Origin of the sequence: Riemerella anatipestifer, assembly GCF_009663465.1 — a bacterium.
In the GTDB taxonomy this organism is placed as follows: Bacteria; Bacteroidota; Bacteroidia; order Flavobacteriales; family Weeksellaceae; genus Riemerella; species Riemerella anatipestifer_C.
The window spans coordinates 210,620-224,632 of record NZ_QXHU01000004.1 but is presented as its reverse complement, the minus strand read 5'-3'; the positions used below and the strand labels follow the sequence as shown (position 1 = coordinate 224,632).

Here is a 14,013-nt window from a genome sequence, read left to right as displayed (position 1 = left end):
ATTTTAGATGAACAAATTCTTATTCTTCTACTTTTTCCTCACTAGCAGGAGCCTCTTCTTGAGCAACTACAACTTCTTCTTTTTTAGTAGAAGGAGCAGATTTTCTACGACTTCTTCTAGTAGTTTTCTTTTCTGCCTCATTAGGATTGTAAAGCTCATTGAAATCTACAAGCTCAATCATTGCCATATCAGCAGAATCTCCCTGTCTGAATCCAGTTTTGATGATTCTACAATAACCACCGTTTCTCTCTGCAATTTTAGGAGCAATAGTTCTAAAAAGCTCACTAACAGCATATTTGTTTTGTAAATAAGAGAAAACTACTCTTCTGTTATGTGTAGTATCTTCTTTAGATTTAGTAAGGATAGGCTCTACATACACTCTCAAAGCCTTAGCTTTAGCTACTGTAGTATTTATTCTTTTATGTTCAATTAGGGAACAAGCCATATTAGAAAGCATAGCTTTTCTGTGAGAGGCAGTTCTACCTAAATGATTGAATTTTTTTCCGTGTCTCATTTTAAGGATTATTTATCAGCGTCTAACTTATATTTACTTACATCAAAACCGAAGTTAAGTCCCTTAGAATGAACAAGCTCTTCAAGTTCGGTTAATGATTTCTTTCCGAAGTTTCTAAATTTCATCAAATCAGATTTACTATAAGAAACTAGTTCACCTAGAGTCTCTACTTCAGCTGCTTTCAAGCAGTTAAGAGCTCTAACAGAAAGATCCATCTCTGCTAGTTTAGACTTAAGTAATTGTCTAGTGTGTAATGTTTCTTCATCATACTGAATAGATGCCTTTACCGCTTCTGTTTCCAATGTAATTCTCTCATCAGAGAACAACATAAAGTGGTATATAAGAATTTTAGAAGCTTCTATTAAAGCATTTTGAGGAGAGATAGAACCATCAGTCTCTATATCTAGAATTAATTTTTCGTAATCCGTTTTTTGCTCTACACGATAGTTTTCTACGCTATACTTAACTTTCTTTATTGGAGTATAAATAGAATCAATAGCGATAGTACCGATAGGAGCATTATTTGATTTATTTTGTTCTGAAGGAACATAACCTCTACCTTTATTGATGCTAAAATTCATTTCTAAATTTACATCTTTTGTAAGATTACAAATCACCAATTCAGGATTTAAAACTTCAAAACCAGAAATAAACTTACCTAAATCTCCTGCTGTAAGCTGTTCTAAGTTAGCTATCTTAGCTGTAACTTGCTCAGATGGAGCATTCTCGGACTTAGCCTTTAAGCGAAGTTGTTTTAAGTTTAAAATAATTTCTGTTACATCTTCTATAACTCCTGGAATGGTGGAAAATTCGTGCTCTACGCCTTCTATTTTGATAGATGTAATAGCATAACCTTCTAAAGAAGAGAGTAACACTCTTCTTAAAGCATGACCGACAGTTAATCCATAACCTGGCTCCAAAGGTCTAAATTCAAACTGACCTTGAAACTCTGTGGAGTTAAGTAGGATTACTTTATCGGGTTTTATAAAATTTAAAATTGCCATAGTTTTGGGTTGAGCAAAAATTTGATGATTATTTAGAGTATAGTTCGACGATTAGCTGTTCCTTGATGTCTTCAGGAATTTGGATTCTCTCAGGTACTCCTACGAAAGTCCCTTCCTTAGTTTCATCATTGAACTGCAACCAGTCATAATTAGCTTTTGCAGAAAGTGCAGTCTCTATTACTTCAAGAGATTTAGACTTTTGTCTTACAGCCACTTTATCACCTGGTTTTAAAGAGTAAGAAGGTATGTTAACCACCTCTCCATTTACAGTGATATGTCTGTGAGATACTAACTGTCTTGCCGCAGCTCTAGTTTTAGCAAATCCTAATCTGTAAACTACATTATCTAATCTAGATTCGCAAAGTTGAAGAAGAACTTCACCAGTTACACCTTTACTAGCGTGTGCTTTTTTAAACAAATTAGAGAACTGTCTTTCTAAAATACCGTAAGTATACTTAGCTTTCTGTTTTTCAGCTAGCTGTACTGCATATTCAGATTTTTTAGCACCTCTTCTTTTGTTAGGCCCATGCTGTCCTGGCGGCTGGTTTCTTCTCTTCTCGAAGTTTTTATCATCTCCATAGATTGCTGCACCAAACTTTCTAGCAATCTTTGTTTTAGGTCCAATATATCTTGCCATTATTTTTTAAAATTTCGGGTTATACTCTTCTTCTTTTCGGTGGTCTACATCCGTTGTGTGGCATAGGAGTTACATCAACGATTTCACTTACCTCTATTCCAGAGTTGTGAATAGTTCTTATAGCAGACTCTCTACCTGCACCTGGTCCTTTTACAAAAACTTTAACTCTTCTAAGACCAGCTTCGTGAGCTACCTGAGCACAGTTTTCTGCGGCCATTTGTGCAGCGAAAGGAGTATTTTTCTTAGAACCTCTAAAACCCATCTTACCGGCAGAAGACCAAGAAATAACCTCGCCGTTTTTGTTAGTTAAAGAAATAATGATATTATTGAAAGTGGCTTGGATATGGGCCTCGCCAATCGCTTCAACTTTTACTTTTCTCTTTTTAGTTACTTTAGTTTGTTTTGCCATAATTCTAACGATTATTTACTTGCCTTCTTCTTGTTAGCAACAGTTTTTCTTTTTCCTTTACGGGTTCTAGAATTGTTTTTCGTTCTTTGGCCTCTTAAAGGTAATCCCAGTCTGTGACGTATTCCTCGTTGGCATCCTATGTCCATCAATCTCTTGATGTTCAATTGCACTTCAGAACGCAACTCTCCTTCTACTTTAATATTGTCAGAGATGTAGTTTCTGATTGCTGCCAATTCATCGTCATTCCATTCGTTGACTTTCTTGTCTTCGCTGATTCCAGCGTTCTTCAAAATTTCTGACGCAGTGCTCTTTCCAATTCCGTAGATATAGGTAAGCCCTATTACGCCTCTTTTGTTTTTTGGTAAATCAATACCTGCAATTCTCGCCATAATTTAATTTTGCTAAATTAGCCTTGTCTTTGTTTAAATTTAGGGTTCTTTTTGTTAATAATGTACAATCTGCCTTTTCTTCTTACGATTTTGCAGTCTGCACTTCTCTTCTTAATTGATGCTCTTACTTTCATAATGTTTTCTTTATGCTATAGCCTCTAGCTATATAAGCTCTTAAATTAATATCTAAATGTAATTCTTCCTTTAGATAAGTCATACGGAGAAAGCTCCAATTTAACTTTATCACCTGGAAGAAGTTTTATATAATGCATCCTCATTTTACCAGAAATATGAGCTATCAAAATATGCCCATTTTCCAGCTCTACTCTAAACATGGCGTTAGATAGTGCTTCCACTATCACGCCATCTTGTTCTATATGTTTCTGTTTAGCCATAATACTTCTTTCCTATTGGTTAGATGTTCTAGACAATTTAGACTGCATTAAACCATCATAATGGTGATTCAACAAATAAGTATTGATTTGCTGTACTGTATCTAGGATAACTCCCACCATAATAAGTAGCGAGGTACCACCAAAAAATAGAGCAAACCTATCTGTCTGAACCAAACTTCCATACACTAAAGCTGGAAGGACTGCAAAGATAGCTAAAAAAATTGCACCTGGCAAAGTAATTTTAGATAAAATATCATCTAAGTAGTCTGCGGTCTCTTGTCCAGGTCTTACCTTTGGAATTAAACCTCCATTTCTTTTAAGGTCATCAGCCATCTGATTTACTGGAATTGTTATAGCTGTATAAAAGAACGAGAAGATAATGATAAGTATAGCAAACAATAAGTTGTATTGCCAACTAAATACATTTTTAAATCCAGCTAGGAAAGTATTCGTTTCATCTACTTTAGTTAAAAGTCCAGGTACAAACATCAGTGCTTGTGCAAAGATAATTGGCATTACTCCAGAAGCATTAACTTTTAACGGAATCCATTGTCTTGCTCCCTGCATAAGGTTTCTTGTATTTCCTCCTCTTGCTTGAGCTCTACTCACATACTGAATAGGTATCTTTCTTACTGCAACAGAAAGTATAATAGCCAATAGAATCACAACTAACCAGAATAAAACCTCTATCAGTATCATGATAGTTCCCATACCTCCTTTACCTGTTTGAGCTGTTACCTCCTGTATAAAAGCCATAGGTAAATCGGCTAAAATCCCTACCATAATAAGTATTGATATACCATTACCTATACCTTTATCTGTAATTTTCTCTCCTAACCACATTGCAAATACAGAACCTGCAACCAAAATTACAATACTAGGTAACCAAAACATAATAGATGAAGGATCTACATAGTAAGCTGATGCAAACTGAGAGTAAGGCAAAAATAATCCCGTAATAGAACCCAGATAAGAAGGTGCCTGAACCAAACATACTGCTATTGTTAACCAACGCGTAATTTGGTTAAGAGTATTTCTACCCGACTCACCATCTTTCTGTAATTTCTGTAAATATGGAATAGCCATCCCCATCAGCTGAACAATAATGGAAGCCGAAATATAAGGCATAATACCTAACGCCATAATGGAAGCACGGCTAAACGCACCTCCAGTAAATGACGATAGTAAACCTAACAATCCCGCTCCCTGTTTACTACCACCTTGATTTTGGTATTGCTCTAAAAGAGTTCCTACCTCTGTCATGTTGATAGCTGGTAGAGATATATAGGATGCGAATCTATACACCAATATCATCCCTAAAGTAAAAAGAATTTTATCTTTTAACTCTTTAAGGCTCCAAATGTTTTTAAGTGTTTGTATAAATTCTTTCATTGTAATAATTAAAGGGTAACTACTTTACCTCCTGCTTTATTGATTAGTTCTTCTGCAGATTTAGTAAACTTATTTGCAGAGATAGACACTGCAGATTTAAGCTCTCCTCTTCCCATGATTTTGATTAAATCATTTTTAGAAGCCAAACCATTTTCTACTAAAACTTCTTTAGTGATATCACCTTTGATTCCTTTAGTATCTATAAGAGTTTGGATAGTATCTAGATTGATACCTCTGTAGTCTTTTCTGCTAATGTTATTAAATCCAAATTTAGGAAGTCTTCTTTGTAAAGGCATTTGTCCTCCTTCAAATCCTATTTTCATAGAGTACCCTGAACGAGACTTTTGTCCTTTATGTCCTTTTGTAGAGGTACCTCCTTTTCCACTTCCTTGTCCTCTACCAATTCTCTTAGAATTATGTGTAGAACCTTTAGCTGGTTTTATGTTATTTAAATTCATTTGTTTTAAATTTAAGATTGAAGATTCAAAACTAGGAGGTTTCACTCTAATCATAAAACCTCCTGTTTATTATCTAAATTTCTATTTTTGAACTTCTACTAAGTGCTGTACAGCCGCTACCATACCTAATATAGCAGGTGTAGCTTCGTGCTCTACTACTTGATGTAACTTTCTAAGACCTAAAGCTTCAAGGGTTCTCTTTTGAGTTTTAGTTCTACCAATAGCACTTCTTACTTGTTTTACTTTAATTGTTGCCATTTTTTCAAAATTAACCGTTAAATACTTTACTCAATGTTACACCTCTCATTCTTGCGATTTCTTCTGGTCTTCTGATATCTAACAAAGCTTTGAAAGTTGCTTTTACCACATTGTGCGGGTTAGAAGAACCTTTTGACTTTGAAAGAATGTCGTGTACACCAGCTGATTCTAGCACTGCTCTTACCGCACCACCTGCGATAAGCCCTGTACCGTGAGAAGCAGGTCTCAAGAAGATATTAGCTCCACCATATCTAGCTGTAGTTTCGTGCGGAATTGTATGGTTTACAACAGGAACTTTTACTAGGTTTTTCTTAGCATCTTCTACTGCTTTGGAAATTGCAGAAGCTACCTCTTTAGATTTTCCTAATCCGTAACCTATAACACCATCTTCATTTCCTACCACCACGATTGCTGAGAAGCCGAAAGCTCTACCTCCTTTAGTAACCTTAGTAACTCTATTAACAGCCACTAAACGATCTACTAATTCTAAACCCCCAGGTTTTACTCTTTCTATATTATCTAATCCTAACATAATTTTTTAACTTTTAAAATTTCAAACCTCCTTCTCTAGCACCATCAGCAAGAGCTTTTACTCTACCGTGATACACAAAACCATTTCTATCAAATACTACTTTCTCATACCCTGCAGCAATAGCTTTCTGAGCGATAGCTTTACCAACAGCCGTTGAAATTTCTACTTTTGTTCCTTTAGCATCAAAACCTTTCTCTCTTGAAGAAGCTTGTACTAAAGTTTTACCTTCTTTATCATCAATAAGCTGAGCATAGATTTCTTTATTACTTTTGAATACAGATAATCTTGGTGCTGCTTGAGTTCCGGAAACTTTTCCTCTAACTCTTCTCTTTATTCTTAATCTTTTCTGTTCTTTACTTAGTGCCATTTTCTTAAATTTTAAGCAGATTTACCAGCCTTTCTTCTAATTTGTTCTCCTACAAATCTAACCCCTTTACCTTTGTATGGCTCAGGTTTTCTGAAAGATCTAATTTTTGCAGCTACCATACCCAATAATTGCTTATCATAAGATGATAAAGTAATGATAGGGTTCTTACCTTTTTCTGTTACAGTCTCTACCTGAACTTCAGAAGGAAGCTCTAGTACTATACCATGAGAGAAACCAAGAGCTAATTCTAATCTTTGTCCTTGATTAGATGCTCTATAACCAACTCCCACAAGCTCTAACTTCTTAGTAAAACCTTCAGAAGTTCCGACTACCATGTTGTTGATTAACGCTCTATAAAGCCCGTGTAGAGCTCTATGTTGTTTAGACTCAGACGGTCTGTTTACTGTAAGTACACCGTCATTTTGTTCTATAGTAATACCTCCTGTAAGTTCCTGAGTAAGTTCTCCTTTAGGACCTTTTACAGTTACCACACCGTCTTTCTCAGTGACAGTAACTCCAGAAGGAATTGTTATAATTGCTTTACCAATTCTTGACATTTTCCTTTTATTAAAAATTAATATACATAGCAGATTACCTCTCCACCTACTTTCTCTAATCTCGCTTTTTTGTCAGTCATTACTCCTTTAGAAGTAGATATAATAGCTACACCTAAGCCATTAAGTACTCTTGGAAGTTCTGCAGAACCTTTGTACTGTCTTAAACCAGGTCTAGAAGCTCTTTGGATAGACTTAATTGCTGGTTTACCAGTTTGTTTATCGTACTTTAAAGCGATTTTAATAGTTCCTTGAACTGCATTGTCTTCAAACTTGTAGTTCAAGATATAACCTTGATCAAATAAGATTTTAGTAATCTCCTTTTTGATTTTCGATGCAGGAATTTCCACCACTTTGTGGCCTGCGCTTTGTGCGTTCCTTACTCTAGTTAGGAAATCTGAAATTGGATCTGTTACCATTTTTCGTTTTTTAAAATTATTGGTTTATGATAATCAGTATTTGAAGGCTTTAAAGTTAAAGGCAAAAGCTAAATATCTTCAAAGCCCTCAAACTTAATTATCTTGATTTGTTAAAAATTATTACCAACTTGCTTTTTTAACTCCAGGTATTAAACCTTGGTTAGCCATTTCTCTAAAAGTTACTCTAGAGATACCGAAAGTTCTCATGTATCCTCTAGGTCTTCCTGTAAGCTTGCAACGGTTGTGTAATCTTACTGGCGAAGCATTTTTAGGTAATTTTTGTAATGCTTCATAATCTCCAGCTTCTTTTAGAGCTTTTCTTTTAGCAGCATATTTAGCAACTAGTGCTTCTCTTTTGCGCTCACGCGCTTTCATTGATTCTTTAGCCATTCTTCTTAGTTCTTTTTAAATGGTAAACCGAAATGAGTTAATAAGGCTTTAGCCTCTTTATCTGTTCTAGCACTTGTTACGAAAGTGATATCCATACCTTGGATTTTTTTCACTTTATCAATAACAATCTCAGGGAAGATAATTTGCTCAGTAATACCTAAGTTATAGTTCCCTCTACCGTCAAAACCATCAGCTTTGATTCCGTTAAAATCTCTAATTCTAGGTAGAGCAGAAGATGTAAGTCTATCTAAAAACTCGTACATTTTATCTGCTCTTAGCGTTACCTTTGCACCAATAGGCATACCTTTTCTTAGTTTGAAAGAAGCTTCATCTTTCTTAGAAAGAGTACCTACAGCTTTTTGTCCGGTAATTGCCGTTAATTCTTCCACTGCATAATCTACGATTTTTTTATCCGCAGTAGCAGCTCCTAAACCTTGGGATACAACGATTTTCTCTAATTTAGGTACTTGCATTACAGACTTATACCCAAACTCTTCCATCATTGCAGGAACAATTTTCTCTTTATATAATTTTTTAGGTCTTGCTATATATTCCATCGTTCTTTATTATAAAGTTTTACCAGTAGTTTTAGCTACTCTTACTTTCTTATCTCCTTCCATTTTATATCCCACTCTAGTAGCTTTTCCGTTTTCATCCATCAAAGCTACATTAGATATATGGAGAGAAGCTTCTTTCTCTACGATACCACCTTGAGGGTTTGCAGCTGAAGGTTTAGTATGTTTTTTAACAATATTTACACCTGCTACTAGCACTCTAGGATCTTTACCTTCTTTTCTGATTACCTCAAGAACTTCTCCTTTGCTTCCTTTATTTTTTCCAGTGGTAACGATAACATTATCACCTCTTTTAATTTTAACTTTTGTCATTGTTTTAAAATTTTTAAAATTAAAGTACTTCAGGAGCTAATGAAATAATCTTCATATATTCCTTATCTCTTAATTCACGAGCAACTGGTCCGAAAACACGAGTTCCTCTCATCTCTCCAGCAGCATTTAAAAGAACGCAAGCATTATCATCAAAAGAGATGTAAGATCCATCTTTTCTTCTAACTGCTTTTTTAGTTCTCACTACTACTGCTTTAGATACTTGTCCTTTTTTAGCATTTCCTGTAGGAGTAGAATCTTTGATAGTCACTACGATTTTATCACCCACAGATGCATATCTTCTTTTGGTACCTCCCAAAACTCTGATTACTAATACTTCTTTAGCACCAGTATTATCAGCTACTTTTAATCTTGATTCTGTTTGTAACATTACTTAGCTCTTTCTATGATTCTTACTAATCTCCATCTTTTATTTTTGCTCAAAGGTCTTGTTTCTTGGATAAGAACAGTATCGCCTTCGTTACACTCGTTGTTTTCATCGTGTGCGGTATATTTTTTCGTTTTCAAAACGAACTTACCGTACATTGGGTGCTTCATTTTCATAGTCTCACTAACAACAATGGTCTTTTCCATTTTATTGCTCGAAACTACTCCGATTCTTTCTTTTCTTAAATTTCTTTCCATAATAAAATGAAATTCTTATTGTTTGTTAGTTAGTTCAGTTTCAAGTCTTGCGATAGTTTTCCTCAAATCTCTGATTTGGATAGGATTTTCAATTGGGCTAATTCTGTGAGCTAATTTAAGTTTCCCGTAAGTAGCTTTCACTTCTACCAATTTATTTTTTAAATCCTCTACGCTTAGATTTTTAATTTCAGCTTTTTTCATTTCTAAAAGATTTATTGAGGTTTAACAAAATCGTTTGCTACTACAAACTTAGTAACTACAGGAAGTTTCTGAGCTGCAAGTCTTAAAGCCTCCTTAGCTACTTCGTAAGGAACACCTCCTACTTCAAACATAATTTTACCTGGCTTCACTACAGCTACCCAATATTCTACAGCACCTTTACCTTTACCCATACGCACCTCTGCAGGTTTTTTAGTAACTGGCTTATCTGGGAATATTTTAATCCACAGCTGTCCTTCTCTCTTCATATATCTAGTTGCAGCGATACGAGCTGCCTCTATTTGTCTTGCAGTAATCCAAGCACCTTCTGTAGCTTTAATACCGAATGTTCCGTAAGCAAGCCTATGTCCTCTGTTGGCATTGCCTTTCATTTTCATTTTATGAACCTTACGGAATTTGGTTCTTCTTGGTTGTAACATAATTTTATATATTAGATGTTAGATGTTAGATGTTAGATTGAAAAAAATTAAATTCAGCTCTTGTAACGGAAGATCTAATTTCTAATTTCTATCTTCTAACTCTAATTAAATTATTTTCTTTCTCTTCTTTTATTACCAGAAGATTTTTTCTGAGTACCTACTAATGGAGAAAGTTCTCTCTTACCATATACTTCTCCTTTCATTATCCATACCTTAACACCTAATCTACCATAAGTAGTGTGTGCTTCTGCGATATGGTAATCTATATCAGCTCTGAAAGTAGATAACGGAATTCTTCCTTCTTTGAAAGACTCACTTCTTGCCATTTCAGCACCGTTTAATCTTCCTGAAATTTGGATTTTAATCCCCTCTGCTCCCATTCTCATAGCTCCCGCGATAGCCATTTTAACAGCTCTTCTGTAAGAAATTCTGTTTTCAATTTGCTTAGCTACGCTATCTGCTACTAATACAGCATCTAACTCAGGTCTTTTAATTTCAAAGATATTGATTTGAACATCTTTACCAGTAAGTTTCTTTAACTCTTCTTTTAGTTTATCTACTTCCTGACCACCTTTACCGATGATAAGTCCTGGTCTAGCAGTAGTAATAGTTACAGTAACTAACTTAAGGGTTCTATCAATATAAATTCTTGAAATACCACCTTTAGATAATCTTGCTTCAAGATATCTTCTGATTTTGTAGTCTTCTGCGATTCTGTCTCCATAATCGTTTCCTCCAAACCAGTTAGAATCCCATCCTCTGATGATACCTAGTCTATTACCAATTGGATTTGTTTTCTGTCCCATATCTTGATTATTGATTATCTGTTTTTGAACCTAATACTAATGTTACATGGTTAGATCTTTTTCTAATTCTGTAACCTCTACCTTGTGGTGCAGGACGCAATCTTTTCAATTGTCTTGCACTATCTACATATATTTCCTTAATGAAAAGGTTAGCTTCTTCTATATCAGCTCCTTCGTTTTTGTTTTGCCAGTTAGCAATTGCAGAAAGAAGAAGTTTTTCTAATTTATTAGAAGCTTCTTTTTTAGAATATCTAAGGATATATAGAGCTTTATCTACATTTTCTCCTCTAATGATATCAGCAACGAGTCTCATTTTTCTTGGAGAAGAAGGGCAATCATTAAGACGTGCTTTTACCACATCTTGATTTGCTGCTTTACGTGCTATCGCACTATCTTGTTTTCTTTTTCCCATAATGATTATCTGCTACCTTTATTTTTATTACCTGAGTGACCTCTAAAAGATCTCGTTGGAGAAAATTCACCTAACTTATGTCCTACCATATTTTCAGTTACATAAACAGGTATGAAAGACTTACCATTATGTACTGCTATAGTTTGACCTACCATGTCTGGAGAAATCATAGATGCTCTAGACCATGTTTTAATTACCGTTTTCTTTCCTGATTCTATATTCGCTTGAACCTTCTTCTCTAATGAATGGTGAATGAAAGGTCCTTTTTTAAGTGATCTTGCCATAATTATTTTCTTTTGGATACGATGTAACGGTTAGACACTTTATTTTTCTTTCTAGTCTTGTAACCTTTAGCTGGTTTACCGTTTCTAGATCTAGGGTGACCTCCTGAAGATCTACCTTCACCACCACCCATTGGGTGATCTACTGGGTTCATTGCTACAGCTCTAGTTCTTGGTCTTCTACCTAACCATCTGCTTCTACCTGCTTTACCAGATACTGTAAGCTGGTGGTCTGAGTTAGACACAGAACCAATCATAGCCATACATTCTACTAGAATCATTCTAGATTCTCCTGAAGGCAATTTAACGATAGCAAACTTACCATCTCTAGAAGTAAGCTGTGCAGAAGAACCTGCACTTCTTGCTAAGATAGCCCCTTGTCCAGGTCTAAGCTCTATACAAGAGATTACTGTACCTAGAGGAATATCTTTTAATTTCATTGCATTACCTACATCAGGTGTAGCTGTTTGTCCAGAAACTACAGTTTGCCCTACTTTGATACCGTTAGGAGCAATCATGTATCTCTTTTCTCCATCAGCATACTCTAACAAAGCGATGAACGCAGTTCTGTTTGGATCGTATTCCACAGTTTTTACAGTTGCCTTAACATCAAATTTGTTTCTTTTGAAGTCAATAATTCTGTATTTTCTTTTGTGTCCACCTCCAGTGTAACGCATGGTCATCTTACCAGTATTGTTACGACCGCCTTTCTTTGAAAGACCTACAGTAAGGCTTTTCTCAGGTTTGTTGGTAGTAATCTCTTCAAAATTGTTTACAATTCTGAATCTCTGTCCTGGGGTGATAGGTTTTAATTTTCTAACAGACATTACTATTATTTATAAATTATTAATTAGTTGCAAACACATCAATAAATTCACCTTCTACAAGCTGAACCATTGCTTTTTTCAATTTGTTGGTTTTCCCAACTTGAAGTCCTTTTTTAGTGTACTTAGCAGAAACTTTAGGAGCATAAATCATTGTTCTTACATCTGCTACCTTTACACTATAAGCCTTCTCTACAGCTTGTTTGATTTGGATTTTATTCGCTTTAGTATCTACTAAGAAACTGTAAACGCCTCTCAAATCAGACAAATTAGAAGCCTTTTCTGAAATAATTGGTTTTATGATTACTGACATGATTTATTTTCTTAAATTTTCTTGAAACTTTTCTACTGCACCTTCTAAGAATATTACTTCTCCTGCATTTACTAAGTCATAAGAAGAAATTTCATTGAAATTCATTACTTTAGCCTTAGGTAAATTTCTTGAAGACAAGTACACATTCTTGTTAGCCTCTCCTAGTACAAATAAAGACTTCTTACCTTCTAATCCTAATGCATTTACCACACTGATAAACTCTTTAGTTTTAGGAGTTTCAAAAGAAAAATCTTCTAATACTTTAACACTGTTATCTCTCATTTTTTGAGAAAGAACAGATTTTTTAGCCAATCTCTTAAGTGCTTTATTTAACTTAAATCTATAATCTCTTGGCTTAGGACCAAAAACTCTACCTCCACCTTTGAATACTGGAGACTTGATATCCCCGTATCTAGCAGAACCAGAACCTTTTTGCTTCTTAAGCTTTTTAGTAGAAGCTGTAATTTCGCTTCTTTCCTTAGCCTTATGAGTTCCTTGACGCTGTGCAGCAAGATACTGCTTTATCTCTAAGTAAACCGCGTGCTGATTTGGCTCTATTCCGAAGATAGCCTCATCTAAAGACACTTTTCTTCCGGTTTCTTTCCCTTGAATATTTAATACTACTAGTTCCATCTTCTGATAATTACATAAGAATTTTTAGCTCCCGGAACAGCACCTTTTACCACTAAAAGATTTTGTTCTTCATCTACTTTTAACACCTGAAGGTTCTGAACAGTCACCTGCTTACCTCCCATTCTACCAGCCATTCTTAAGCCCTTGAATACTCTTGATGGGTCTGAACCCGCACCAATAGAACCTGGAGCTCTCAATCTGTTGTGCTGCCCGTGAGTAGCCTGCATTACACCGCCGAAACCATGTCTTTTAACTACCCCTTGGAATCCTTTACCTTTAGAAGTACCTGTAACATCTACATACTCCCCTTCCGCAAACAACTTAACAGTTACCTCATCTCCCACTTGCAAATTATCGAACCCATGGTGGAATTCGTGTAATTTTGCCTTAGGAGTAGAACCAGCCTTTTTAAAATGACCAGCTAATGCCTTACCGACATTCTTCTCACTCTTGTCATCGAAACCTAACTGATAGCCTACATAGCCATCTTTTTCTACGGTTCTGACCTGTAAAACCGAACATGGACCCGCTTGAATAACAGTACAAGGAATATTTTTCCCAGACTCGTCAAACAATGAAGTCATTCCGATTTTTTTTCCAATAATACCTGACATTATTAAAAATTAAAATTATTATTATTTATTTAAATTTCAATTACTTAAATCAAACACTCAATATTTACCAATGAGAAAAAGACATACTTTTCCCAAAAATTGAGTGTGCAAATATACAAAGATTTTTTTTACTGACAAACAATAAGTTAAATTTTTACCCCAACCTTAATTTATTTATTATAAAAGATTTACCTCATCGCAAAAAACCTTCTTCAAGCTCAAAAAATCATTCATTCTGATGTGTA

General features: G+C 35.0%; 28 protein-coding genes. All 28 read right to left on the bottom strand.

The features are described 5' to 3' along the window. Window positions 1-19 precede the first annotated feature (19 nt). The 28 genes from rplQ to rplC all read right to left on the bottom strand — a co-directional run bounded on the left by rplQ (window position 20) and on the right by rplC (window position 13,768). Window positions 20-514 (bottom strand): 50S ribosomal protein L17, encoded by a 495-nt coding sequence (rplQ, locus tag D1003_RS07320; protein WP_014937953.1) that lies wholly within the window; start codon window positions 512-514, stop codon window positions 20-22. A gap of 8 nt (window positions 515-522) precedes the next feature. Beyond that, complete coding sequence (locus D1003_RS07315; protein WP_004917361.1) at window positions 523-1,518, bottom strand: DNA-directed RNA polymerase subunit alpha; 996 nt, start codon at window positions 1,516-1,518, stop codon at window positions 523-525. Between the two features lie 28 nt (window positions 1,519-1,546). Further along, window positions 1,547-2,155: a 30S ribosomal protein S4 gene (gene rpsD / locus D1003_RS07310; protein ID WP_004917360.1), complete on the bottom strand. Its 609-nt coding sequence runs from the start codon at window positions 2,153-2,155 to the stop codon at window positions 1,547-1,549. Window positions 2,156-2,174: 19 nt separating this feature from the next. Beyond that, window positions 2,175-2,564 carry a 30S ribosomal protein S11 gene (rpsK, locus tag D1003_RS07305; protein ID WP_004917358.1) on the bottom strand — a complete coding sequence of 130 codons (390 nt, stop codon included), beginning with the start codon at window positions 2,562-2,564 and terminating at the stop codon, window positions 2,175-2,177. A gap of 11 nt (window positions 2,565-2,575) precedes the next feature. After that, window positions 2,576-2,953 (bottom strand): 30S ribosomal protein S13, encoded by a 378-nt coding sequence (rpsM, locus tag D1003_RS07300; RefSeq protein ID WP_153936292.1) that lies wholly within the window; start codon window positions 2,951-2,953, stop codon window positions 2,576-2,578. A 17-nt stretch (window positions 2,954-2,970) separates the two neighbouring features. Beyond that, window positions 2,971-3,087: a type B 50S ribosomal protein L36 gene (gene ykgO, locus D1003_RS07295; protein WP_004917354.1), complete on the bottom strand. Its 117-nt coding sequence runs from the start codon at window positions 3,085-3,087 to the stop codon at window positions 2,971-2,973. Between the two features lie 45 nt (window positions 3,088-3,132). Continuing rightward, window positions 3,133-3,348, bottom strand: coding sequence for a translation initiation factor IF-1 (gene infA, locus D1003_RS07290; RefSeq protein ID WP_052911416.1), 216 nt, complete (start codon window positions 3,346-3,348; stop codon window positions 3,133-3,135). A gap of 12 nt (window positions 3,349-3,360) precedes the next feature. After that, entirely contained in the window at window positions 3,361-4,740 is a 1,380-nt protein-coding gene (gene secY / locus D1003_RS07285) for a preprotein translocase subunit SecY (RefSeq protein WP_153936291.1), read from the bottom strand. Between the two features lie 8 nt (window positions 4,741-4,748). Beyond that, a complete protein-coding gene (rplO, locus tag D1003_RS07280) occupies window positions 4,749-5,198 on the bottom strand; it encodes a 50S ribosomal protein L15 (protein WP_014937952.1) in 450 nt (149 codons plus the stop codon). An 81-nt stretch (window positions 5,199-5,279) separates the two neighbouring features. Continuing rightward, a complete protein-coding gene (gene rpmD / locus D1003_RS07275) occupies window positions 5,280-5,456 on the bottom strand; it encodes a 50S ribosomal protein L30 (RefSeq protein WP_004917345.1) in 177 nt (58 codons plus the stop codon). 10 nt (window positions 5,457-5,466) lie between these two features. After that, a complete protein-coding gene (gene rpsE / locus D1003_RS07270) occupies window positions 5,467-5,988 on the bottom strand; it encodes a 30S ribosomal protein S5 (protein WP_004917344.1) in 522 nt (173 codons plus the stop codon). A 13-nt stretch (window positions 5,989-6,001) separates the two neighbouring features. Beyond that, complete coding sequence (rplR, locus tag D1003_RS07265) at window positions 6,002-6,355, bottom strand: 50S ribosomal protein L18 (RefSeq protein ID WP_004917342.1); 354 nt, start codon at window positions 6,353-6,355, stop codon at window positions 6,002-6,004. A gap of 11 nt (window positions 6,356-6,366) precedes the next feature. Beyond that, window positions 6,367-6,912 (bottom strand): 50S ribosomal protein L6, encoded by a 546-nt coding sequence (rplF, locus tag D1003_RS07260; protein ID WP_052911413.1) that lies wholly within the window; start codon window positions 6,910-6,912, stop codon window positions 6,367-6,369. Between the two features lie 17 nt (window positions 6,913-6,929). Beyond that, window positions 6,930-7,328 (bottom strand): 30S ribosomal protein S8, encoded by a 399-nt coding sequence (rpsH, locus tag D1003_RS07255; RefSeq protein WP_004917338.1) that lies wholly within the window; start codon window positions 7,326-7,328, stop codon window positions 6,930-6,932. A 120-nt stretch (window positions 7,329-7,448) separates the two neighbouring features. Continuing rightward, window positions 7,449-7,718: a 30S ribosomal protein S14 gene (gene rpsN / locus D1003_RS07250; RefSeq protein WP_004917337.1), complete on the bottom strand. Its 270-nt coding sequence runs from the start codon at window positions 7,716-7,718 to the stop codon at window positions 7,449-7,451. Window positions 7,719-7,723: 5 nt separating this feature from the next. Beyond that, window positions 7,724-8,275: a 50S ribosomal protein L5 gene (rplE, locus tag D1003_RS07245; protein WP_004917335.1), complete on the bottom strand. Its 552-nt coding sequence runs from the start codon at window positions 8,273-8,275 to the stop codon at window positions 7,724-7,726. 9 nt (window positions 8,276-8,284) lie between these two features. Further along, entirely contained in the window at window positions 8,285-8,605 is a 321-nt protein-coding gene (rplX, locus tag D1003_RS07240; protein WP_153936290.1) for a 50S ribosomal protein L24, read from the bottom strand. Window positions 8,606-8,624: 19 nt separating this feature from the next. Beyond that, entirely contained in the window at window positions 8,625-8,993 is a 369-nt protein-coding gene (gene rplN, locus D1003_RS07235) for a 50S ribosomal protein L14 (protein WP_004917332.1), read from the bottom strand. Continuing rightward, complete coding sequence (rpsQ, locus tag D1003_RS07230) at window positions 8,993-9,247, bottom strand: 30S ribosomal protein S17 (RefSeq protein WP_004917330.1); 255 nt, start codon at window positions 9,245-9,247, stop codon at window positions 8,993-8,995. The genes rplN and rpsQ overlap by 1 nt, the downstream gene beginning before the upstream one ends. Window positions 9,248-9,262: 15 nt before the next feature. Then, a complete protein-coding gene (gene rpmC / locus D1003_RS07225; RefSeq protein ID WP_014937949.1) occupies window positions 9,263-9,448 on the bottom strand; it encodes a 50S ribosomal protein L29 in 186 nt (61 codons plus the stop codon). An 11-nt stretch (window positions 9,449-9,459) separates the two neighbouring features. Further along, window positions 9,460-9,885 (bottom strand): 50S ribosomal protein L16, encoded by a 426-nt coding sequence (gene rplP / locus D1003_RS07220; RefSeq protein ID WP_004917326.1) that lies wholly within the window; start codon window positions 9,883-9,885, stop codon window positions 9,460-9,462. A 110-nt stretch (window positions 9,886-9,995) separates the two neighbouring features. Continuing rightward, window positions 9,996-10,691, bottom strand: a complete 696-nt coding sequence (rpsC, locus tag D1003_RS07215; RefSeq protein ID WP_004917324.1) for a 30S ribosomal protein S3 — start codon at window positions 10,689-10,691, stop codon at window positions 9,996-9,998. 7 nt (window positions 10,692-10,698) lie between these two features. After that, a complete protein-coding gene (rplV, locus tag D1003_RS07210) occupies window positions 10,699-11,103 on the bottom strand; it encodes a 50S ribosomal protein L22 (RefSeq protein ID WP_014937948.1) in 405 nt (134 codons plus the stop codon). 5 nt (window positions 11,104-11,108) lie between these two features. After that, window positions 11,109-11,387, bottom strand: coding sequence for a 30S ribosomal protein S19 (rpsS, locus tag D1003_RS07205; protein WP_004917321.1), 279 nt, complete (start codon window positions 11,385-11,387; stop codon window positions 11,109-11,111). 2 nt (window positions 11,388-11,389) lie between these two features. Beyond that, a complete protein-coding gene (rplB, locus tag D1003_RS07200; RefSeq protein WP_004917319.1) occupies window positions 11,390-12,211 on the bottom strand; it encodes a 50S ribosomal protein L2 in 822 nt (273 codons plus the stop codon). A gap of 19 nt (window positions 12,212-12,230) precedes the next feature. Next, window positions 12,231-12,521, bottom strand: coding sequence for a 50S ribosomal protein L23 (rplW, locus tag D1003_RS07195; RefSeq protein WP_014937947.1), 291 nt, complete (start codon window positions 12,519-12,521; stop codon window positions 12,231-12,233). Between the two features lie 3 nt (window positions 12,522-12,524). Then, a complete protein-coding gene (rplD, locus tag D1003_RS07190; protein WP_014937946.1) occupies window positions 12,525-13,154 on the bottom strand; it encodes a 50S ribosomal protein L4 in 630 nt (209 codons plus the stop codon). Further along, window positions 13,145-13,768: a 50S ribosomal protein L3 gene (rplC, locus tag D1003_RS07185; protein WP_014937945.1), complete on the bottom strand. Its 624-nt coding sequence runs from the start codon at window positions 13,766-13,768 to the stop codon at window positions 13,145-13,147. Before rplC ends, rplD begins: the two co-directional genes overlap by 10 nt. Window positions 13,769-14,013: the final 245 nt, after the last annotated feature.